The organism is Streptomyces chrestomyceticus JCM 4735 (assembly GCF_003865135.1).
GTDB lineage: Bacteria > Actinomycetota > Actinomycetes > Streptomycetales > Streptomycetaceae > Streptomyces > Streptomyces chrestomyceticus.
Map to the genome: position 1 here is coordinate 1 of NZ_BHZC01000001.1, position 20,431 is coordinate 20,431.

The window sequence follows — 20,431 nt, forward strand, 5'->3', positions numbered from 1 at the left end:
CGTGCTGCTCGACCCCGGGATGCAGGAACGGATCTGGGACGATCACGGGCGCGGCGGACCGGTACGCCCCTTCCGGCCGGACGGGGCGTTCTTCCGCGAACTCGCAGTACTGCTGGAGCGGCCCTGGCTGGCCGACTGTGAACAGGCTGCGCGGCGTGGGCTGGTGCTGGAAGGCCCACTGCATGCCGGGCCGCTGCTGGACTGCATGGGCGCGTTCACCCGTGTCCGGCGCGGACAGCAGCACCCCAACGGGTACGGGCTGGATCCGTGGTGGCTGCGCGCGGAGCACCGCCCCGCCTCGGCCCGGGTTCAACTGCGCGCCCTGGCCGAACGAGTTGCGGCCGCACGCCGCGCCGGTGAGGACCGCGCTGCCCGGCCCGGTGGCGGTACGTTTGCGGCCCGTCGGCTGTTCCGCGACCGGTACGGACGCGCCACCACTGCGTACTACCGCGCCCGGTGACCGTACTGGTCCCGGCGCGGCTGGCGGAGCGGGCTCTCACTGCCCCTTCGGCGGAGCCGCAGCCGGCACAGCGACGGCACGGCCCGCGGCATGGACCACGCGTTCATACTCCTCGTCGCCCAGGAGGATCGGCAGGCCGAGCATGGTGGCCCAGCAACTTTGACCTCTTCGGGCGCGTCGTCGCCGTGCCGCCGGTACAGCGCCCTTCCCCCGGGTAACCGGGGTGAAGATCACGCGGCCGGATGCGCGCCCGGTCGGCGACATCATCGGCGGGGCAAGGCGAGGCGCTTCGCGCGGTGGAGGTTGGCTGATTTCGGCGGTTCGCGCGTGTGGGCGCGCTTGACTGGAGCGCATGATCGACGAGCATCACCCGCCGGCCGCCGGCAGCACTGCCTTGCCCGCATCGCCATGGCAGAGCGCGGGAGCGCAAGGTGGTGCACAGGCCGCACAGGTATCCGGTCCGGCAGACGGAGGATGCGACCAATCGCCGCTCATGGCGGTCCGAAAGCCGGCTGGCGCATCCGGGGACTCCGCCGGGCTGCCGGGCGAGCTGCCGGAAGATGCTGAGACGACCGCGGATTTACCGGTCGGGATCGGCGACCGGCTGGAAGCTCGGTTCGTCGACCAGGCGGGAACCGAGCAGCGGACGTTGTGGCCGGACGCCGCGCGCGGTGTCTGCTTGGAGGAGTGCGGTCCGGTGCGCCGGTTCCCGGTGCGGCACGGCAAGCGGATGGCGCCGGGGTGGTGGTGGTCGGCGACCAATGGCCGGCTGGTGCACTACGCGTCCGGCGTCATGCGGACCCAGGTGATGCTGCTGGACTGGGATCCTTCGATCGTGGCCATTGCGTGCCGCCCGGTGGAACTCACCTGGCGTGAGCGTGACGGAACCTGGGTGCGGCACGCACCGCACCTGATGGCCCGGCTCGCGGACGGCAGGGGTCTGCTGGCGGACTGCGCCGGGCACGGCGATATCTCGCCGCGCCTGGCCTGTCGGGCGGCGGTTACGGAGGCCGCGGCCGCGGCGGTCGGATGGCGCTACCAGGTCCTGCGGCCCCCGGATCCGGTTCTGGCAGCCAATCTGCGCTGGCTGGCCGGGTACCGGCACCCCCGCTATAGGGGCGGCGAACTTGCCGTACGCGCAGCTGAGGTCTTCCGGCGGCCACGCCCGCTGATCGAGGGGGTACGAGAACTCGGCGACCCGGTTCAGGTCTTCCCGGTGGTCTTCCACGCGCTGTGGCGCGGCGACTTGTCGGCCCGGCTGGAGAAGCCGCTGCACGAGCGGGTGAACGTGACGGCGGCCCCCCAGGGGCGGAGGCAGAGGTGAGCGGCACGGTGCTGGAGCCCGGAACACAGGTGCGTTTCGCGAAGCGGACCTGGACGGTGGTCATGCTGGAAGGGGCATGCGTACGGCTGGTCGACGCGGACAACTCCGTGGCTATGGTGCTTGCGAACTTCCTGTTCGCCGACCCCGACTTTGAAGTGGTGGGCGCCCCGCAGCGCGGCGTGCCGCCGTTCGGGCTCCTGGAGGAACTGCCGGAGCAGGTGCGCGAGCGTGCGTACGCCTGGGAGCGGCATGTGCGTGAGGTCGAGACCGGATACCCCGTCCCGGGACAGGACCAGGTGCCGCGGGCCGAGTTCGATCCGGCCATGCGCACCATGGCGGAGCGGGAGGAGGCCAAGGCCGCCGAGCTGACGGCGGCCGGGCAGCCGGCCAGTGCGGTGACGGTGCGGCGGATGCGGGCCCGCTACCGGGAGCAGGGCCTGTGGGGGCTGGTGGACGGCCGGGCTGCCCGGCGGCGCTCGCCGGTGGGGCGCGCGGACGAGCGGGTGGTCGCCGCGATCGAGCAGGCACTTGATGCGCAGCGGGAGCGGTCGACCGGGACGCTGAGCCGGCTGCGGCGTGCGGTCGGCTGGATTCTGGAGGATACGCATGGCGCGGGGGCGGTGAAGGTGCCGCCTGCCTCGACGTTCAACCGGCTGGTCCACGCCCTCGCAGACCGTCAGGGGCTGCTGGGAACCGCGGCGCAGCGGCGCCGTCATTCCTCACGGCCGGCTCCGCCGTTCACCCCGACGGTGGCGTTGCGGCCCGGTGAGCTGGTGATGCTGGACAGCACCCCTTTGGACGTGATGGTGGTCCTGGCCGACGGGGTGGTGGGTAAGGCCGAGCTGACGATCGCGCTGGACGTGGCGACGCGCAGTATCTGTGCGACCGTTCTGCGGCCGATGGGCACAGGGTCGGTGGACGCGGCGATTCTGCTGGCGCAGATGGTGACGCCCATGCGGATGCGCCCGGGATGGGAAGAGGCGCTGGCGATGTCCCGGTCGGCCATCCCCTACGAGCGGCTGGTGTCCCTGGACGCGCGGCTGGAGGGGGCGGCAGCCCGTCCAGTAATCAGCCCGGAGACGGTGGTCGTCGACCAGGGCCGGGTGTTCGTCTCCGCCTCGTTCGTCGCGGCGTGCGACAGCCTGGGGGTGTCGGTGCAGCCGGCGCCGCCGGCCAACGGCCCGGCCAAGGGACATGTCGAGAGAATGTTCCTCACCATCGGCGACCGGTTCTCCCAGTACGTGGCCGGTTACACCGGATCCGACGTCACTCAGCGCGGCTCTCACGTCGAGGACGAGGCGTGCTGGACGCTTCCCCAGATCCAGGACCTGCTGGACGAGTGGCTGATCGCGGACTGGCAGCACCGCCCGCACGCATCTCTGCGCCATCCGCTGGCCCCCAAGCTCGCGGTGTCGCCGAACGAGATGTGGGCCGCGCTGGTCGGCGTGACCGGCTATGTCCCGGTGCTGCTCAGCGAAGAAGACTACGTCGAGCTCATGCCGGTCAAGCGGCTGGGCATCAACGACTACGGCATCCGCTTCGACTACCGCACCTACGACCACGAGGTCCTCAACCCGCACCGCGGGCGCAGGTCGACGGCCCCGGACGGGATGTGGGAGGTGCACCACAACCCTTATGACCCCCAGCAGATCTGGGTGCGGCTGCCTGGCGGCTGGGAGGAGGTGCCCTGGATCCACAAGGAGCGGGTAAGCCTGCCCTTCACCGACTTCACCTGGCGGCACATCCGCGCGACCGTCGAGCGCCGCGGCGACCGCGACGAGCACGAGCAACAGCTCGCCCAGGCCTTGGACCGCCTCCTGCGGCGGGCCGGCAACGGGGAAGGCACCCGCCGCGAGCGGACCGTCGCGGCACGCGCCAGCGCCGCAGCCTCCCTCGCCGGGCCCGCCCCAAACCAGCAAGAGCCGCCCGACCCCCTCACCGCCCCGACCCTCTCCTACGGCCTGGTCGGCGCCTTCACCCCAGCAAGCCCGGATGAGCCCGACGACGAAGAGTTCGAGGACGGCTGGGACGAGGACGAAGACCCGCTCGGCACATCAGACGATGCCGGCGGCGGCCCCGCCGGAGACGAACAGCCATCCGGGCGGGCCGCAGTCCCCCGCCCGTCACGGATCTACGATGCCCGCCAGGAGGCAACCCAGTGGTAGCAGTCCCCGAAGCCGGTCCCGTCCCGGACGAGGAGCAGCAGATGGCGGCCTATGCGCCACCGACCACGCGGGAGGGCTGGCAGCAGTTCGTCGGCACTCCCCCGCTGCAGCCCCCGCCAGACGCCGGCGAGGACTGGTCGCTTGAGGAACGCCTGGACTACCACTCCCGGTTTGTCGTCCTGACCACCCCGGCCATGGAACGCATCTCACTGTCGGTTCGGCGACTGATGCTCCTCAACCGCCGCCAGCAGGGCACCGCGCGCCGCGGACTGATCGTGTCCGGGCCACCCACCACCGGCAAGACCACCACCCTGCTGGAGATGGGCCGCACCTTCGAGCTCGCCGAGCAGCGCCGCCACCCCGGCCGCGCCGACCGGCTGCCCGTGGTGTTCCTGGCGGTGCCGCCCGCCTCCACTCCCAAGATGCTGGTATCGGAGTTCGCCCGGTTCCTCGGTATCCCCATCGCGGTCCGGATGAACCAGGCGCAGATCACCGACGCCGTCTGCCACCTTTTGTGCCAGCTGGGCACCGCGCTGGTCCTCGTCGACGACGTCCACCTGCTCGACACCCGCACCCGGGCCGGCTCGGAGACCTCCGACCAGATGAAGCACCTAGGCGAGAGGATTCCGGCGACCTTCGTCTACGCAGGCGTCGACGTCGAGGCATCCCCCCTGCTCAACGGGCCGCGCGGCGCACAGTTGGCAGGCCGCTTCACCCTGGTCCGCAACACCGCCCTGTCCCGCGGCACCGCCGAACAGCGCGCCATCTGGCTGGACCTGGTCACCGACATGGAAAACGCCCTGCACCTGCGCCACCACACCCAAGGCACTCTGGCCCGGCACGCCGACTACCTCCACCAGCGCACCGGCGGAGTCATGGGAAGCCTCTCCCACCTCATCCGTGAAGCCGCCCTCACCGCCCTCCTCGACGGCAGCGAAAAGATCACCAAACGGCTCCTGGCCGGCATCCAGCTCGACATCCGCGCGGAGCAGCAAGCCCGCCCGCCCCGAAAACGCCTCCCGCGCCCCCGCAACAACGGCACTGGATCCTGACGAGGCGGACCAGCGGTGAAGAAGACCACCAGCCCTCTAATGGAACCTGCCGTCAGGGATTATTCGCAGCCACCACAGCGCGAGCAGAACGAACTATCCCTGCACAGTCCGCCTTTGGGCGCGGTGCGTGTCGCTCCACTGAACGGCGAGACGACGCTGTCGTTCATGAGCAGAGTCGCCTCCCGGTACAAGCTCACGGCCAAAGAACTCATCGGCGCGCTCGTGGACGTGGGGCGGCGGCCCAACCTGTTCACGGTGCGGCCCGACGGCGAAGTGGTCTTCAACGCCGAGGCCCGGGCGGTGGTCGCCGCTTTCTGCCGCATGCCCGAAGAACACCTGCACCGTGCTCTGCCGGCCTGGGGCAGAGACGTCCCTTCGAGCAGGCTCGGGAACAGGCCGGCCGCCTGGGTCCGCACCGCAGCCACGATCCCGCCGACCGGCCCCGGATGCCGGGCGTGCACCGCGACCGCCACACGAGGCCAGGAAGAAGCACGCCGCTACCTGCTGCCGCACGGCCGGGTATGCGTCAAGCACCAGTGCTGGATGATGGAAACACCCGTCGTCGACGGGGCAGCGGCCGTCCCCGGGCAGTTGGACCTGCGGTATGTGCCGCAGAACGGGGCGGCCCAGCGCCGTCATATACGGCTGCTGCGGCGCTCTGCGCACGCCGGCGAAGCGTTCACCATGGCGCAGGCAATCATGGCTTCGTGGTGGGACGAGCCCTGGCTGGAAGAGATCCTCTGGCCCGATCGGCTGCGGCTGATGGCACCCGGCAACGACCTCGCTTGGCGTGCCGCAGCGCGGGATGCGGTGACCTATCCCGAGGCCGTCACGCTGGCCGCGGCTCTCGCCGACCCAGGCCTGCAGCAGCGGCTACTCAATGACGCGGGGCGGCACCAGCCGCACGCGCTCGCCGATGTCCCCAGCCTCGTGGACGAACTGGCTCGGCGCCTTGAGCGGCCATGGCTCGCCGGTCGCCTCAGCGCCATCACGACAGGCCCACTGAACGCCTGGGTACGCGCCTGCGTACGCACCCAGGCCGGGCACAAGCCGAAAACACGCAGCATGTGGCACGTCTCCCCGCCCCACCGGCCCGCACCGATCACCCGGCTCCTGGCCGAAACCCGGCCCGTCGACGAAACGCCCGGAAAAACGGAGTCGGCGAGGGCGCCGGCCCCAGACGTGGCCGAGACCGCCAAGGGGTTCGCGCGCGGCCTGCGCCATGCCCGCACCTACGCCACCGAACACGGCCACCTCTGCATTCCTTACCGGCATGAAAAGGACGGGTTCCAACTCGGCCTGTGGCTGGCCAACCAGCGCGCCGCAGGCCCCCAGCTCTCCCCCGAGCGCAGCCAGGCCCTGGCCGCTCTTGACCCGTGGTGGAATCCTGCGTGGAGCACACTGTGGCAGCGCATCTATCTGCGCGCACGACGGCTGCTGGACCTAGGCACCGACATCAGACCCGAGCAGGGCTTCCCGGGCACCAGCGAGAACCTCGGCACCTGGCTGTACCGGCAGTGCCAGGTCTACAGCAGCCTCCACCCCCAGCAGCGCAGACTACTGGCACAGATCGGCATCAGTGCCGAAGCCGCCCGCCACGCACTGCCGCGGCGTCGCAACCTCGCCGAGGCCCGTGACCAGAGCCTGACCAACGCACGCGCCTACTGGCAGGAGCACGGGCACCTTTGTGCAAGCTCTGCTGATACGTACGCCGGCTTCCCCATCGGCCAATGGCTGACCAACCTCCGCGTACGCGCCCGACGCGGCATTCTCGATCCCGCCCTCACACAGCAGCTGGACGCAATGGATCCGTGGTGGGCACCGCCCTGGCCCTCCGACTGGCAGCGAGCCTGCTACACGGTGACCGAACTCGTCCGCTCCGGCCACCCCCTCGACCCCGAAAGCGTCTTTGCAGCCTTCGACGACGAACTCGGTCAATGGCTATACACCCAATGTGTGTCCTACCCCGGCTTGGCAGTGGAACAGCGCCGACAGCTCGCGGCCGTCGGACTGACTGAGCAGACCGCCCAAACCGCTCGCCCCAACCCCGCCACCCACAGGCCGTCCCTGGAGACCGGTCTCTACTACGCCCGCTCCTACGCGGCACTGCACGGCGACCTCAACGCATCACCCTCCGACCGGCACGAGGGCTTCCCCATCGGAAAGTGGCTGGCCCGCCAAAAGCACCAGGCCGGCCTTCACACCGCCAAGTTCGCCGCGCCCTACCCGGCCGGCCCACTGCTGGCCGCCATCGACCCATGGTGGAACCCACCGTGGAACGGGGACTGGCAGATCAACCACCGCGCCGCCCGCAGACTCGTCGAGAACGGGATCAAACTCCTCCCTGCACAAGGCTTCCCCGGCACCCCCGACTGGACTGGGCAGTGGCTCTACACCCAGTGCGTCACCTACCAGAACCTCCACCCGGGGCAGCAACAAAGGCTCACGCAACTCGGCATCACCACCGCGAACTCCTGCACCGCACAGCCCCGTCGCGTCACCCAGCAAGCATCATTCGACACCGGTCTTGCACACGCCCGCTCCTACGCCGCCCAACACGGACACCTCGCCGTACCCAGAAGCGCGAACCACCACGGCTACCGGCTGGGGACATGGCTCGCCCACCAACGCAAACGGGCCGCCAACGGCCGACTACCCCACCGTCGCGCCGAGGCCCTCGACGTCCTTGACTCATGGTGGAACCCGTCCTGGGGCCTACCATGGCAAATCGCCTACCATGCCGTCAGAAACGAGATCCACGGCCACATTCTGAACGCGGCCGCAGGTTTCCCCGGACTCCCTCCAGCCGCCACCAGATGGCTGCTCACCCAGTGCACCAACTATGGCGACCTCCACCCGGGCCAGCAGGAACTCCTGACCGGACTCGGCATAACGCCCCAGGACGCACACGCCGCCCGCCCCCAGCGAGAAACACGCATGCGCCGCCGAACCGGCACCAACGGGCCGCGCCCCACAACCGTCTCGTCATCCATCGACGGCGGCCTGCCCTACGCCCGCTCATACGCACACACTCACGGCGGACTCGGCACCGCCCACTACACCACCGAACACAACGGATTCCCCCTGGGCTGGTGGCTATACGAGCAGCGCAAACGCGCCGTCGCCCACCTACGCCGCACCGGCCGGCCCTGGCCCCACGACACACAGCTCACCGCACTCGACCCGTGGTGGAACCCACCCTGGCGGGCCTCCTGGAACCACAGCTACCACCAAGCCCACACCCACCACACCGCCGGCCGCCCATTCCCTGGCACCACGACCAAGTGGATCCGCACCCAGCAACGCACCTGGAATCAGCTCCACCCCCACCAACAACACCTCCTGACCACCCTCGGCATCCACGGACCCACACCCCTGATCAGCTACAACAGCCGCCCAACGAAACTGACCGGCCAACCAATAGAACTGACCAACGGACCTACGGCCACCCTGAAGCAGGAAACCCACAGCTCACAGACCCCGCCCAGCCCCAGCCCGCAAGCAACGTCAAGCCCCTCGCCAACGCAGAGCACACCGCCAGCCCCAACCAGCCAACTGATCAGCCCAGCTCAACACCCCGAACACTGATCAGATGGAACGAGCCACGACACGCGACCCCTCCCCCGTTCTCGGGGAGTCGGAGGAGGCGCGGCGGGGCCGGCGTCTGGCGCTGCTGCAGACCGCGCTCCTGGAGCACGCGGCGGCGTACAACCTGCGCACGGTCATGACGTTCCACCAGAAGGTCGAGGAAGCCGCGGCGTTCGCGGAGAAGCTGCCCGAGACCGCCGCCGAGCTCTACATGAACGACGCCACGGACGAGGACCTGGCCGCCGCCGGCAAGCTGCCCGCGTCGTCGATCGACGCGGAGTTCTACGAGCTGGAGGCCGGCCGCCACGTACCCCCAGACCGCGTGTGGTCGGCGTGGCTGTGCGGCGACCACCTCGTAGCCGAGCGGCGCGAGGTCCTGCGCCAGTTCGCCAACGGCATCGACGCGGCCGGGCGCCGGGTACACCGGGCGTTCCTCGCCAGCGTTCGCGTTCTCGGAGAGGGCGTGGACATCACCGGCGAGCGGGGAGTCGACTCGATCTGCTTCGCCGACACCCGCGGCTCACAGGTGGAGATCGTGCAGAACATCGGCCGGGCCCTCCGGCTCAACCGCGACGGCAGCACCAAGGTCGCCAGAATCATCGTGCCGGTCTTCCTGGAGCCGAACGAGGACCCCACCGACATGGTCGCCAGCGCCAGCTTCAAGCCGCTCGTGGCCGTGCTCCAGGGCCTGCGTTCGCATGACGAACGTCTGGTCGAGCAGCTCGCTTCCCGTGCGCTCACGAGCGGGAAGCGCAAGGTGCACGTCCGGCGTGAGGAAGAGGGGCGGATCGTCGGGGCCAGCGGCGAGAGCGACGGTGAGGACCAGGAGGAGGGCGACGACACCCAGGCCGCGACCGAAGCCGCTCTGCTGCACTTCTCCAGCCCGCGCGACGCGGCGACGATCGCGGCGTTCCTGCGCACCCGGGTGTACCGGCCGGAGTCGTTGGTGTGGCTGGAGGGCTACCAGGCCCTGATCCGCTGGCGGGCGGAGAACGAGATCACCGGCGTCCGCGCCGTGCCCTACGACGTCGAGGTCGAGGTAGGGGTCACGAAGTCGTTTCCGCTTGGCCGCTGGGTGCATCAGCAGCGGAAGGCCCTGCGGGCGGGTGAGCTGGAGGAGCGGCGCAAGACGCTCCTGGACGCGCCGGAGGCCGGGATGGTGTGGGAGCCGGGCGAGGAGGCGTGGGAGAACAAGCTCGCCGCGCTGCGGTCCTACCGGCGGGCCATGGGGCACCTCGCACCGCGTCAGGACGCGGTGTGGGGCGAGGGCACCGAGATGGTGCCCATCGGGCAGCACATGGCGAACCTGCGCCGGAAGGGCGGACTCGGGAAGGACGCGGAGCGGGCCGCCGTACGCGCGCAGCAGCTGGCCGCAGTCGACGAGGACTGGAACTGCCCGTGGCCGCTGGACTGGCAGCGGCACTACCGCGTCCTGGCGGACCTGGTCGACGCCGACGGCGTTCTGCCGGCCATCGAACCGGGGGTGCAGTTCGAGGGCGATGACATCGGACGCTGGCTTCAGCGGCAGAAGAACTCAGGCACCTGGGCGCAGCTTCTCCCCGAGCAGCAGCAGCGACTGTCGAAGCTGGGCGTGCAGCCGCTCGAGGTACCGCATCCGGCTCCAGGGGCAGCTCATACGACGAAGGGGCCGAGCAAGGCACAGCAAGCGTTCCAACGCGGCCTGGCAGCTCTCACGCAATACATCCAGCGGGAAGGCAGAACCGTCGTTGGAAGGGGGCATATTGAGGAGATGGCGGATGGTTCGGCGATCAGGCTGGGTGTGTTCCTGAGTAACCAGAAAGTCAGGCGTGACCGCCTGGACGCCGCCCAGCTCGCGGCCCTCGCCGAGCTGGGCTACACCTGGGCTGCAGAACAGTCCGGGCGCAGCTGACTGACTTCAGCGATGGGGCGTGCGTGCCCATACCGGATGGGCCGATAAGCCGTTTGGTTCTGTATGCAGGATGCTGGGTGGAACGGGGCGGGGGCACGGCGACCGGAAGTCGAGTCGGTGGATGTGCTGTTCCGGGCCGCGGGCGGGTCCCGGAGTGCTCGAGGTGGTCTTCGGCTGCCGCCGAGGTGCTCTTCGAGAACTGTTCGCCGCTGAAGCCGTTCCCGGGCCGCGCGGGCAAGCGGCTGGCACCAGGATGGTGGTGGTCGGCCACAACCGGACGGCTGGTGTACTACGGGTCCGCAGCGATGCGACTGCATGTGATGATTCTCGACCGCGACCCGCGTGTCAGCGGTCTGGCCGCCCGGCCGCTTGAACTGCGGTGGCATGTGCCCAGTGGGGTGCGGGCGCATGCTCCTCAGCTGATGCTCCGGCTGGCCGACGGCCAGGGAGTGCTCGCCGACTGCACAGCAAGGGGAGAGCTGTCTCGGCGCCAGCGGTCTGTTGCTGCGGCTGTCGGAGAGATCTGTACGGCGGCGGGCTGGCGGTACTGGGTGCTCGGTCCTGTCGATCCGGTCTACCGGCGCAATGTGACCTGGCTGGCCGGATACCGGCACCCCCGGCACCACGGTGGTGGGTTGATGGCTGACGCGCTGCAGGAGGCGTTCGCCGGGCCGGCGCCGCTGTGGGAGGGCGTACGCAGGGTCGGGGATCCGCTGTTGGTGCTTCCTGCGCTGTTCCATGCCCTGTGGGCGGGACGGTTGGCGGCGGACCTGGGGGCAGCGATGCATGAGCGGATGCCGGTGTGGGCCCAGGCGGCAGAGTGAGGTCGGGTGGGATGCCGGGCAGGCCGGTGGCGGGGCTGGGATGCCAGGTGCGGTTCGCGGAGCGTACCTGGACGGTGGCGGCCCTTGCTGACGGGCAGGTCGGGCTGGTCGCCGAGGATGGTGCGGTAGCGGCGGTTTTGCTGTCGCTGCTGTTCGCCGATGCGGGGTTCGAAGTCCTGGACGCTCCGGGGGTGTCCAGGGTGCCGCCGCTGGGCTTGCTGCAGTCGTTGCCCGAGGCGGTGCGCGAGCGGGCCATGTCGTGGGAGCGGCATGTGCGGGAGGTGGAGACGGGGCAGCCGGGCGAGCCCGGTGACGAGGGTACGCGGCGGGCGGAGTACGACCCGCAGACGCGGACGCTGGCGCAGCGGGAGGAGGCGAAGGCGGCGGAGCTGTCGGCGGCCGGCATGCCTACCAGCGCGGTGACGGTGCGGCGGATGCGGGCCCGCTACCGGCAGGACGGGGTGTGGGGGCTGGTGGACCACCGTGCCACCCGGCCGCGGACGGCGCTGGGGCGTGCGGACGAGCGGGTGGTGACCGCTCTGCGGGAGGTGCTGGAGACAGGGCGGGAGCGCTCCAGCGGGACGCTGGGGCGGTTGCGGGTGTACACCGAGCGGCTGCTGGCCGAGCAGTACGGGGAGGGGGTGGTGCGGCTGCCCTCGGGTGCGACGTTCAATCGGCTGGTGCACGCCCTGGCTGACGGGCGTGGGCTGCTGGTGTCGGCGTACGTGCTTAGCTGGCTCTGGCTTGATTTTCGTAGGCGGAGATCATCCCGGGGCGGGGATCGGCCGGACCGCGTCGCGGGCAAGATCTGACTGTGCCCTGTTGAACTTCCTTTGCTGTTACCGCACTTGACGAAGGTTCTGGTGACTTCGGTCGATGTTTCCGGGGCCGCGGTAGTGGTCCGTGCCCGGACAAGGGCGCGTGCTCCCGCAGCCTGTACGGGGTGCAAGATGCCGAGTGCGTGGGTTCACAGCCGTTACGAGCGGCATCTCGCGGACGCTGCCGTGGGTGGCCGCCCGGTCCGGATCGATCTGAGCGTGCGGCGTCTGTACTGCGAGAATCCGGCCTGCCCGAAGCGAACATTCGCCGAGCAGGTTCCGGGGCTGACAGTCCGCTACCAGCGGCGCACGCCGTTGCTCCAGCAGGTGGTCGAGGCGGTCGGCATCCTGTTGGCTGGCCGTGGCGGTGCGCGGATGCTGCAGATCGTCGGCGTTGGGCTCTCGCGGTGCATGGTGCTCTCCCAGCTGATGCGGGTACCGCTGCCGCCGCTGGTCACGCCCCGGGTGCTGGGGGTAGACGATTTCGCGCTCTACGGCGATACCTACGGCACGCTCCTGGTCGACGCCACCAGCCGTCTCCCGCTCACTCTGTGGGAAGGTCGGGACGCCGACCAGCTCGGCCGCTGGCTGCGCGAGCATCCTGGCGTCGAGGTCGTCTGCCGCGACGGATCCCTCGCCTACCGGCAGGGCATCACCTCCGGTGCGCCTGACGCCTTGCAGGTCGGAGACCGCTTCCACCTCTGGCAGGGACTGTCCCGGCAGATCCAGAAGATTGCCTCCGCGCACCACGGCTGCCTGCCCGCCGCACTCCCGGAGCCGGAACCGGCGACCGCCGGGATGCCAACGGCACCCGCAGCCCCGGAGACTCCCGCCGACCGGCACGCACGGCGCCTGTTCGAAGCCGTACACGCCCTCGCCGACACAGACCGCTCCATCAGCAGCATGTCCCGCGAACTCGGCCTGGACCGCAAAACGGTGCGCAAGTATGCCCGCGCCCGCACCTGGCAGGAGGTCGTGCGCCGGCTTCCCCGCCGCACCACTGCCCTGGACCCCTACCTCAACTACCTGCAACAACGCTGGGACGAGGGCGAACACAGCGCGAAGGTCCTCCACGAGGAGCTCTTGGCCAAGGGCTATCCCGGCCACTACCAGCGCGTGAAGATGGCCGTCGCACCCCTACGACGCGGGCTGCCCCTGGACGAGCCTCGCGAACGGCCGCCCTCCCCACGCGAAGCCGCACGTTGGATCATCACCGCCCCCGACCACCGCACCCCACACAGCGCACAGTGCCTGCAACGGCTCCTCGACCACTGCCCCGAACTCCGGCGCGCTCACCATCTGGTCCGCCTGTTCGCCGCCATGCTCGACACCTGCGACGCCGCCCCACTGCCCCAGTGGCTCGACGAGCTCACCACCAGCGGTCTGCCCGCCCCTGGCGGGCATGGCGAAAGCTCTCCGCGAAGACCAGCACGCCGTCGTCCAGGGCATCACAACCCGCTACAACTCCGGCGTCAACGAAGGCCGTATCACCGACGTCAAGCTCCAGAAACGCCTCATGGCCGGACGCGCCGGCGTCCCCCTTCTCCGCCACCGCGTCGTACTGATCGCCCACCTCCGCCGCCGCGACGCGGTCCGGCCGATCCCCGCCCCGGGATGATCTCCGCCTACGAAAATCAAGCCAGAGCCAGCTAAGCACGTACGCCGACACTGGGCAGTGCGCGGCAGCGTCAATGGCGCTCAGCGAGGCCGGCTCCTCCGTTCGTGCCGGCGACGGTGTTGGCGCCGGGTGAGCTGGTGATGATGGACAGCACCGTGCTGGACGCCTTCGTGGTCCTCGACGACGGAGTGGTGGAACGGCCCGAGCTGACCATCGCGCTCGATGTCGCCACCCGGACCATCTGCGCCGCCGTGTTGCGTGCGAAAGGGACCCGCAGCGTCGACGCGGCGCTGCTGCTGGCGCAGATGATGGTCCCGGCGCCGATGCGGCCCGGTTGGGCCGAGGCGCTGGCGATGGAACACTCGGTGGTACCCTACGAGCGGCTGCTGAGCGTTGATGCCCGGCTCGAAGGCGCCGCGGCGCGGCCGGTGATCACCCCGCAGACCATCGTGGTCGATCAGGGCAAGGTGTTCGTGTCGTCCTCGTTCATCGCCGCCTGCGAGTCGCTGGGCATCTCTGTGCAGCCCGCGCCGCCGGGCAACGGCCCGGCCAAGGGGCACGTGGAGCGCACCTTCTCCTCGATCAACACCCTGTTCGTGCAGCATGTGGCCGGCTACACGAGCTCGCACACCGGCGAGCGCGGCCAGGACACCGAAGGGGAGGCAGTGTGGACGCTGGCCCAGCTGGACGACCTGCTGCAGGAGTGGATTATCTGCGGGTGGCAGGAGCGCGAGCACGACGGGTTGCGGCACCCGATGATGCCCCGCTGTGGCTGGCCGGCTACCGCCATCCCCGCAACGCCGGCCGCCCGGGCCTGACGCCCACTGTTCTGGAGGCGTTCGCGCGGCCGCGGCCGCTGCTCGCGGGAGCCGAAGGTGTCGGTGACCCGATCGAGGTCCTTCCCGTCGTCTTCCACGCCCTGTGGCACGGACAGCTCACGACGGGCCTGGAGGCGCCGCTGCACGAGTGCGTTCTCGTCGGCCCCAGGCACTGGAACGGTCTGGGTGAGACGGGAGGTGCCGGGTGAGCGCGCGGCGCGATGCGCGGCCGGCCGTGGCGGTCGGGGCGCATGTCCGTTTCCGCGATGTGAAGTGGCAGGTGATCGCTTTGTCCGGGCAGATGGTTCACCTCGTCGGCCCGGACGGCGGCGGTGAGGCGGTGCTTGCCGGGTACCTGTTCGCCGATCCCGGCTTCAGTGTCATCGGGGCCGACGTGCCGCAGGCGGCCCCGCAGTGGGGGCTGTTCGAGACCGCGCCCGCCGCGGCGCGGGAGAAGGCCCTGGCCTGGCAGCTGCACGTGAGGGAGGTCGAATGCGGCCTTGCCGACGGGCCCGGCAGCGGTGGAGTGGTGCGCGAGCAGTACGATCCCGCACGGCACACGCTGGCCGAGCGGGAGCAGGCCAAGGCTGAGGAGCTGACCGCGCTGGGGTTCGGGCGGGTATCGCGTACCACGGTGCAGCGCATGCGCCTGGCCTACCGCAAGCAGGGACTGTGGGGGCTGCTCGACCACCGCACCACCCGCGCCTCCAGCCCTACCGGGCGCTCCGACGGACGGGTCGTCGCCGTCCGCGAGGCGCTGCGCCGCCGGCGCGGACGTTCCAGGGGCACCATCAACGGCCTGTTCCCGCTGATCAACCAGATCCTTCAGGGCCGGCACGGCATCGAGGGGCGGGCTTTCACCCCCACCACCGCGCTGCGGCCGGGCGAGCAGGTCCAGATCGACACCACCCGCCTAGTGACCTGAGTCGGAGATTCGTCGTTGGTTGGGTATGAGTCGTCCGGGTCCGAAGATTGCGCCGTTGTCGGTCACTGATGCCCAGCGGGCTGTGCTGGAAGGCTGGGTGCGTCGGCGTACGACGGCTCAGGCGCTGGCTCAGCGGTCGCGGATCGTGCTGGAGTGTGCCGAGGGGCGCTCGATCCTGGAAGTGTCGCGCCGGCTGCGGATCGCCCCGGACACGGTCCGCACCTGGCGGCGCCGTTTTCTGGAGCGCGGGCTGGACGGCTTGTGCGACGAGCCGCGGCCGGGTGTCCCGCGCAAAATCACCGACGCGGATGTCGAGCGGGTGATCGTCAAGACGCTGGAGGAGAGGCCGAAGAACGCCACCCACTGGTCGACGAGGTCGATGGCGGCGGCCACGGGCATGTCGCAGTCGGCCGTTTCGCGGATCTGGCGGGCGTTCGCCCTGGCCCCGCACCGCACGCAGACGTTCAAGCTGTCCACCGATCCGTTGTTCATCGACAAGGTCCGCGATGTAGTGGGGCTCTACCTCGATCCGCCGGAGAAGGCCCTGGTGCTGTGTGTGGACGAGAAGTCGCAGATCCAGGCGCTGGACCGGTCCCAGCCGGTCCTGCCGATGATGCCCGGGGTGCCCGAGCGGCGCAGTCACGACTATGTCCGGGCCGGCACCACGACGTTGTTCGCCGCCCTGGAGGTGGCGAGCGGGAAGGTCTTCGGCTCGCTGCACCGCCGGCACCGGGCCGTGGAGTTCAAGAAGTTCCTGGCCAGGCTGGACAAGGAGGTCCCGGCCGGCCTCGGCGTGCATCTGATCCTCGACAACTACGCGACGCACAAGACGCCCGCGGTCAAGACGTGGCTGCTGGCGCACCCGCGCTTCCACCTGCACTTCACCCCCACCAGCGCGTCCTGGCTCAACCTGGTCGAGCGCTGGTTCGCCGAACTGACACAGAAGAAGCTCAAGCGCGGCGTCCACCGCTCCGTCCAGGCCCTCGAACGCGACATCCGGGCCTGGCTGGCCGACTGGAACGAGCACCCACGCCCCTTCCTCTGGACCAAATCCGCCGACGAGATCCTCGACAAAGTCGCCGCCTACTGCCACCGGATCTCTGACTCAGGTCACTAGATGTTCTGGTCCTCTTCGACGACGGGCGTCTGGCCCGGCCCGAGCTGACTATCGCCGTCGACGTCGCCACCCGCTCCATCCTGGCCGCCGTGCTGTGCCCGAGCGCGACCAAGGCCGTGGACGCGGCCCTGCTGCTGGCGGAGATGGCCGTCCCGCACCCGGCCAGGCCGACCTAGCCAGGCATCCTGCGCATGGACCACGCCCGCGCGCTCCCCCATCAGCGGCTGGCCACGCTGGATGCGCCTGGCCGGTGCGGCGGCCCGGCCGGTCGTGTTGCCCGAGACGATCGTCGTCGACCGGGGCAAGGTCTTCGTCTCCGCCGCGTTCACCGCCGCCTGCGAGACCCTCGGCATCAGCGTCCAGCCCGCCCCGCCCCGCGCCCACCGCCAAAGGCATCGTCGAGCGGACCTTCGGCACCATCAACGCCCTGTTCTGCCAGCACCTGCCCGGCTACACCGGCTCCGACGTCACCCGTCGCGGCCCCGACACCGAGCAAGACACCTGCTACAGCGTCGCCCAACTGCAGGACCTCCTCGATGAGTGGCTGGTGCACTACCACCACCGGCCCCACGAAGGGCTGCGCCACCCGATGATGCCCAGGAAGGCCCTTACCCCGAATGAGATGTGGGCCGCGCTCGTCGCCGGACACGTCCCCGTCCCATTGACCGGGCGCGACTACCTCGACCTGTTGCCCGTGCGCTGGCAGGCCATCACCCCCGCCGGCATCACCATCCACCACCGCACCTACAACACGGATCTCCTCGCCCCGCACCGCGGCCAGGCCTCCCCCGTCCCCGGCCGGGGCGGGAAATGGGAGATCCACTACAACCCCCACGACGTGCGCCACGTCCACCGGCCCTTCGATGAACGCACCTGGCAGCGCATCCGCACCCAGGCCGCTGACGGCAACCACGGTGACGCCGAGCAGTACGAAGCCAGCCTCGCCGACGCCCTCGACCTCCACCATCACACACCCGGCACCCTCCCCCGCCATGCCCCCTACCTCCACCAGCGCACCGCCGGCCGCATCGGATCCCTCACCCGCCTCATCCGCCAAGCCGCCATCACCGCCATCCACGACGGCACCGAACGCATCACCAAACGATCACTCGACGCTATCCGCCTCGACCACCTCGCCGAAACCCACCACCGCCCCCGCCGAGGCCGATAAGACCACCCCGCCGAACAGGCAGAACAGCCCTGACCAGCACAAACACCAGCCGGGCCTTTACACGCTAGAACTACCTGCAACAGACCCAGCCCCGCTCAGCACAAACCGCACAACCCCAGCCCACACACCCGGCCACCCCCCCGTCGAACCGCCAACTCCGCCTCTCAACCAATCAGCAAAACACCAGATCAGCCAGCTTCCGGTACATCAACAAGCCCCCTCCAAGCGTTAGTCGCCGGACGCTCGGGACGGAGAACTGCATCAGCTCAAGGACAGGATCGTAATAACGCGAGTAGTTGCACATATGGAAACTAGCTGCCACTATTGAATCACTGGTAAACAGTGAACAAGGGGTGATTCTGTTGGAACGCGACATGAACCCGGCAGAGCAGCTGCAAGTCATCATGGATGCCCCGACGCTCACCCGACCCGCCAGCATGCGCGAACGGATCCTCGGCGTAGCGTCAGTAGCCGCGCTCTACACGGGCCTTGCTATTGCCCTCGCTCATGGCGTGCCCACCCTGCTCGGTGTCTTGATCCTGGTGGCGTCGCTTTTTTTGCTGTTGCGATGGAACTGGTTTCATGGTCGCATCACCTGTCGCAGGCCCCACACTAAAGTGGAGAATGCTGCACGGTTCTTGACGGCACCGATGTTGGGTGTCTCGGCAGCAGGGCTCTTTGGTGACGGTCCGGAACCGCTTGGCTTTTCACTGGCGGCAGCGGCTCTGCCGGCCGCGTCGTTGATGGTCTACCTTGCCCTGCGGTGGAGGCGCTAGCAAGATGACCGGCGAGCACCCCCGCACCCGCCTGCTGACAGTGATCCACTCTCCCACCCGCCTGGCGATCCTGGGGACGCTGCGGCACGTCGAGCAGATCAACTTTGCCGACCTGCAGCAGGCCCTCGACCTGTCAACCGCCGAACTATCACGGCAATTGGCTATCCTGGAGAAGGAAAGTCTGATCGAGATCGGCAAGTTCCGCGAGCGACGGCACCCGGTGACCCGAATCTGGTTCTCAGAATCAGGACGCCAACGGTTCGACGACTACCTCAACCAGCTACGCCAAGTCGTCCAGGCCAACCTTTGATGACGCCGATGCGGGCCCCCTGCCCATGGGCAGGGGGCCCGCATCGGCGCGGATGTACGATCACCCCTGCCAGATACATATGATGGCCGAGGCGGCAAGAGTCGCCGCCATACCGGCGACGCCCCCCTTGACGGCGATCTTGATGCCCCGCTTGGCCGCTTCCTTGGTGATCAGCCTCGCCGCATCTGCCCATTTCTTGTTCTTGAGCTTGTCCACGATGGCGTTCGTAGCGCTACCGAGGCCGCCCGCGCCTACAGCGTTCAGGAGACATGAGGTGTAACTACGCTTCTGCCGACCGGAGTTTTCCTTGTTGAACTCCGCGGTAAGCGCGTCGGCAAACTCGGCACCGAACTGGGCACGCGTCTTCGCGTAATCAAACTTGCCGTCTGAGCCGAGGATCTCACCCTCGACGATCGCCTGGAGGTACCGCGCCAGCTCGTCGATCTGCTCAGGAGTGGCGTCGCCCGCCTCGGACATGCCGGCACCGTGGGCGGAGGCTCCGGCCTCTACGGGGCGAGCGTCCCCGGCAGCAGCAGCGTAGGCACTGCCGATGCCGGTGAGCCCGACGGCTGCGACACAGACAGCGGATATGACGGAGAGGCGCAGGCTTTTCTGTTTCATGGACCATTTTCCTCTTGTGCGGGGAGGCATCAGACGCGAAGCCCGCAGCGGCATGGGCTTTCCGTCTGCTGCTGGAATCCTCGTTAATCCCAAGGCCCAGGTGATCATTGGGTGGGTCGTCCGCTCCAGGGCCGTACAGTCCAGCGTCATGGGACCAAAGTCCAGTACTTTCGACCCCTTCATGCGGTGCGCAGCGTTTGTCCGTAGCCCGGTCCTTACGACCTGGGAAACAATGGGTGGGGCCGAGAGAGGGCCACCGTCATCCAGTCTGGTCACCCGGCCCTGCTTATGCTTCCGGCATGACGGACATTCAGGAATGGAAAGACCGCAAGGTCGCCATGCGGGCCTGCTCTGCCGGGGCCCGCAGTACCGGTCTCGAGGGCGCGCTGCGCGCCCTGCTGCGGGCGAGGTGAGCTCTATGGCCGCGAAGAAGGGGCTGTCCTGGTGCTTCGCCGTCGCGGTGGGCGTCATGGCGGTGAGCGTCGTCGTTGACTGGGGCCGGGGTGAGGGTCTGGACTGGGCCGTGGTGGCTTTCCTGCTGATGGTGGGACCTCACGTGGTGGGCGAGGTGCTGCGGGCGTATGGGAGAGACCGCGCGGCGGCCCGGGCTGACGCCGTCTCGAACTGGCTGGTGCTCCCCGCCTGCGCCGTTCTGTGTATGGGCCTGATCATCGGCTGGACCCGAGGCAAGGGCACACCATGGCTCCCGTTCACGGCAGCGGTGCTGATCTCGCTCGGCGCGGCGATGATGGGCGTGGCAGCCCTGCGCAGGCGCCGCGCGGCGGCCTGAGCCGCCCGCAACCGGAAATCCTGGGCCCCGCCCTTCAGTCGGAGTGCAAAGTTGACGAGGCTGGCGGCCGGGCCGTGACATGACGGTGGCCGTGCGGGTTCTCGAGGTGTGAACTACGAGCTACTCCGCACGACTTTGTCCCATCCTGCCTTCACCGGCATCT

Annotated in this window: 15 protein-coding genes and 3 pseudogenes; 16 read left to right on the top strand and 2 right to left on the bottom strand. The window is 69.3% G+C overall.

Features of this window, described 5'->3' with window-relative positions; all coding sequences use genetic code 11:
• From EJG53_RS40865 to EJG53_RS00060, 12 genes and pseudogenes are all read left to right on the top strand, one after another.
• Positions 1-460, top strand: a pseudogene (locus EJG53_RS40865) (hypothetical protein); the annotation flags it as partial.
• A 352-nt stretch (positions 461-812) separates the two neighbouring features.
• On the top strand, positions 813-1,784 hold the full coding sequence (locus EJG53_RS00005; RefSeq protein ID WP_244954876.1) for a TnsA-like heteromeric transposase endonuclease subunit: 972 nt from the start codon (positions 813-815) through the stop codon (positions 1,782-1,784).
• Positions 1,781-3,949 carry a DDE-type integrase/transposase/recombinase gene (locus EJG53_RS00010; protein WP_125042749.1) on the top strand — a complete coding sequence of 723 codons (2,169 nt, stop codon included), beginning with the start codon at positions 1,781-1,783 and terminating at the stop codon, positions 3,947-3,949. Before EJG53_RS00005 ends, EJG53_RS00010 begins: the two co-directional genes overlap by 4 nt.
• Before the next feature lie 41 nt (positions 3,950-3,990).
• A complete protein-coding gene (locus tag EJG53_RS00015) occupies positions 3,991-5,001 on the top strand; it encodes a TniB family NTP-binding protein (RefSeq protein ID WP_125049068.1) in 1,011 nt (336 codons plus the stop codon).
• A gap of 15 nt (positions 5,002-5,016) precedes the next feature.
• The gene (locus tag EJG53_RS00020) at positions 5,017-8,589 is read left to right on the top strand and encodes a helicase associated domain-containing protein (protein ID WP_125042751.1); all 3,573 of its coding nucleotides are present in this window, start codon (positions 5,017-5,019) and stop codon (positions 8,587-8,589) included.
• A 22-nt stretch (positions 8,590-8,611) separates the two neighbouring features.
• Positions 8,612-10,480: pseudogene (locus EJG53_RS00025) on the top strand (helicase associated domain-containing protein); the annotation flags it as partial.
• Positions 10,481-10,665: 185 nt separating this feature from the next.
• Positions 10,666-11,304, top strand: a complete 639-nt coding sequence (locus tag EJG53_RS00030) for a TnsA-like heteromeric transposase endonuclease subunit (protein WP_244954877.1) — start codon at positions 10,666-10,668, stop codon at positions 11,302-11,304.
• Positions 11,305-11,315: 11 nt separating this feature from the next.
• Positions 11,316-12,116 carry a hypothetical protein gene (locus EJG53_RS00035; protein WP_174856346.1) on the top strand — a complete coding sequence of 267 codons (801 nt, stop codon included), beginning with the start codon at positions 11,316-11,318 and terminating at the stop codon, positions 12,114-12,116.
• Positions 12,117-12,254: 138 nt separating this feature from the next.
• Positions 12,255-13,775 carry an ISL3 family transposase gene (locus EJG53_RS00040; protein ID WP_244954878.1) on the top strand — a complete coding sequence of 507 codons (1,521 nt, stop codon included), beginning with the start codon at positions 12,255-12,257 and terminating at the stop codon, positions 13,773-13,775.
• Positions 13,776-13,790: 15 nt separating this feature from the next.
• A pseudogene (locus EJG53_RS00045) lies at positions 13,791-14,507 on the top strand (integrase catalytic domain-containing protein); the annotation flags it as partial.
• Positions 14,508-14,763: 256 nt separating this feature from the next.
• A complete protein-coding gene (locus EJG53_RS00055; protein WP_307721660.1) occupies positions 14,764-15,483 on the top strand; it encodes a hypothetical protein in 720 nt (239 codons plus the stop codon).
• 25 nt (positions 15,484-15,508) lie between these two features.
• A complete protein-coding gene (locus EJG53_RS00060) occupies positions 15,509-16,600 on the top strand; it encodes an IS630 family transposase (RefSeq protein ID WP_125042755.1) in 1,092 nt (363 codons plus the stop codon).
• On the opposite strand, the gene EJG53_RS41920 is transcribed toward EJG53_RS00060, so the two are convergent.
• Positions 16,597-16,929 carry a hypothetical protein gene (locus EJG53_RS41920; RefSeq protein WP_167514987.1) on the bottom strand — a complete coding sequence of 111 codons (333 nt, stop codon included), beginning with the start codon at positions 16,927-16,929 and terminating at the stop codon, positions 16,597-16,599. The genes EJG53_RS00060 and EJG53_RS41920 overlap by 4 nt on opposite strands.
• A 218-nt stretch (positions 16,930-17,147) precedes the next feature.
• On the opposite strand from EJG53_RS41920, the gene EJG53_RS41925 reads away from it, so the two are divergent.
• The 3 genes from EJG53_RS41925 (at position 17,148) to EJG53_RS00075 (ending at position 18,857) form a co-directional block, all read left to right on the top strand.
• A complete protein-coding gene (locus EJG53_RS41925; RefSeq protein ID WP_244954879.1) occupies positions 17,148-17,771 on the top strand; it encodes a Mu transposase C-terminal domain-containing protein in 624 nt (207 codons plus the stop codon).
• A 362-nt stretch (positions 17,772-18,133) separates the two neighbouring features.
• On the top strand, positions 18,134-18,547 hold the full coding sequence (locus EJG53_RS00070; RefSeq protein WP_244954880.1) for a hypothetical protein: 414 nt from the start codon (positions 18,134-18,136) through the stop codon (positions 18,545-18,547).
• 4 nt (positions 18,548-18,551) lie between these two features.
• Positions 18,552-18,857 (top strand): transcriptional regulator, encoded by a 306-nt coding sequence (locus EJG53_RS00075; protein ID WP_125042757.1) that lies wholly within the window; start codon positions 18,552-18,554, stop codon positions 18,855-18,857.
• A gap of 60 nt (positions 18,858-18,917) precedes the next feature.
• Here EJG53_RS00075 and EJG53_RS00080 read toward each other — a convergent pair whose 3' ends face one another.
• The gene (locus tag EJG53_RS00080) at positions 18,918-19,478 is read right to left on the bottom strand and encodes a hypothetical protein (protein WP_125042759.1); all 561 of its coding nucleotides are present in this window, start codon (positions 19,476-19,478) and stop codon (positions 18,918-18,920) included.
• Between the two features lie 418 nt (positions 19,479-19,896).
• Here EJG53_RS00080 and EJG53_RS00085 point away from each other — a divergent pair, with 418 nt between their 5' ends.
• Positions 19,897-20,268, top strand: coding sequence for a hypothetical protein (locus EJG53_RS00085; protein ID WP_125042761.1), 372 nt, complete (start codon positions 19,897-19,899; stop codon positions 20,266-20,268).
• Positions 20,269-20,431 lie beyond the last annotated feature (163 nt).

Bases quoted from the DNA above. Each gene is read 5' to 3' on its own strand.
- EJG53_RS00040 (WP_244954878.1), top strand. From the start codon at position 12,255: ATGCCGAGTGCGTGGGTTCACAGCCGTTACGAGCGGCATCTCGCGGAC.
- EJG53_RS00015 (WP_125049068.1), top strand. From the start codon at position 3,991: ATGGCGGCCTATGCGCCACCGACCACGCGGGAGGGCTGGCAGCAGTTC.
- EJG53_RS00075 (WP_125042757.1), top strand. From the start codon at position 18,552: ATGACCGGCGAGCACCCCCGCACCCGCCTGCTGACAGTGATCCACTCT.
- EJG53_RS00005 (WP_244954876.1), top strand. From the start codon at position 813: ATGATCGACGAGCATCACCCGCCGGCCGCCGGCAGCACTGCCTTGCCC.
- EJG53_RS00080 (WP_125042759.1), bottom strand. From the start codon at position 19,478: ATGAAACAGAAAAGCCTGCGCCTCTCCGTCATATCCGCTGTCTGTGTC.
- EJG53_RS00060 (WP_125042755.1), top strand. From the start codon at position 15,509: ATGAGTCGTCCGGGTCCGAAGATTGCGCCGTTGTCGGTCACTGATGCC.
- EJG53_RS00085 (WP_125042761.1), top strand. From the start codon at position 19,897: ATGGCCGCGAAGAAGGGGCTGTCCTGGTGCTTCGCCGTCGCGGTGGGC.
- EJG53_RS00035 (WP_174856346.1), top strand. From the start codon at position 11,316: ATGCCGGGCAGGCCGGTGGCGGGGCTGGGATGCCAGGTGCGGTTCGCG.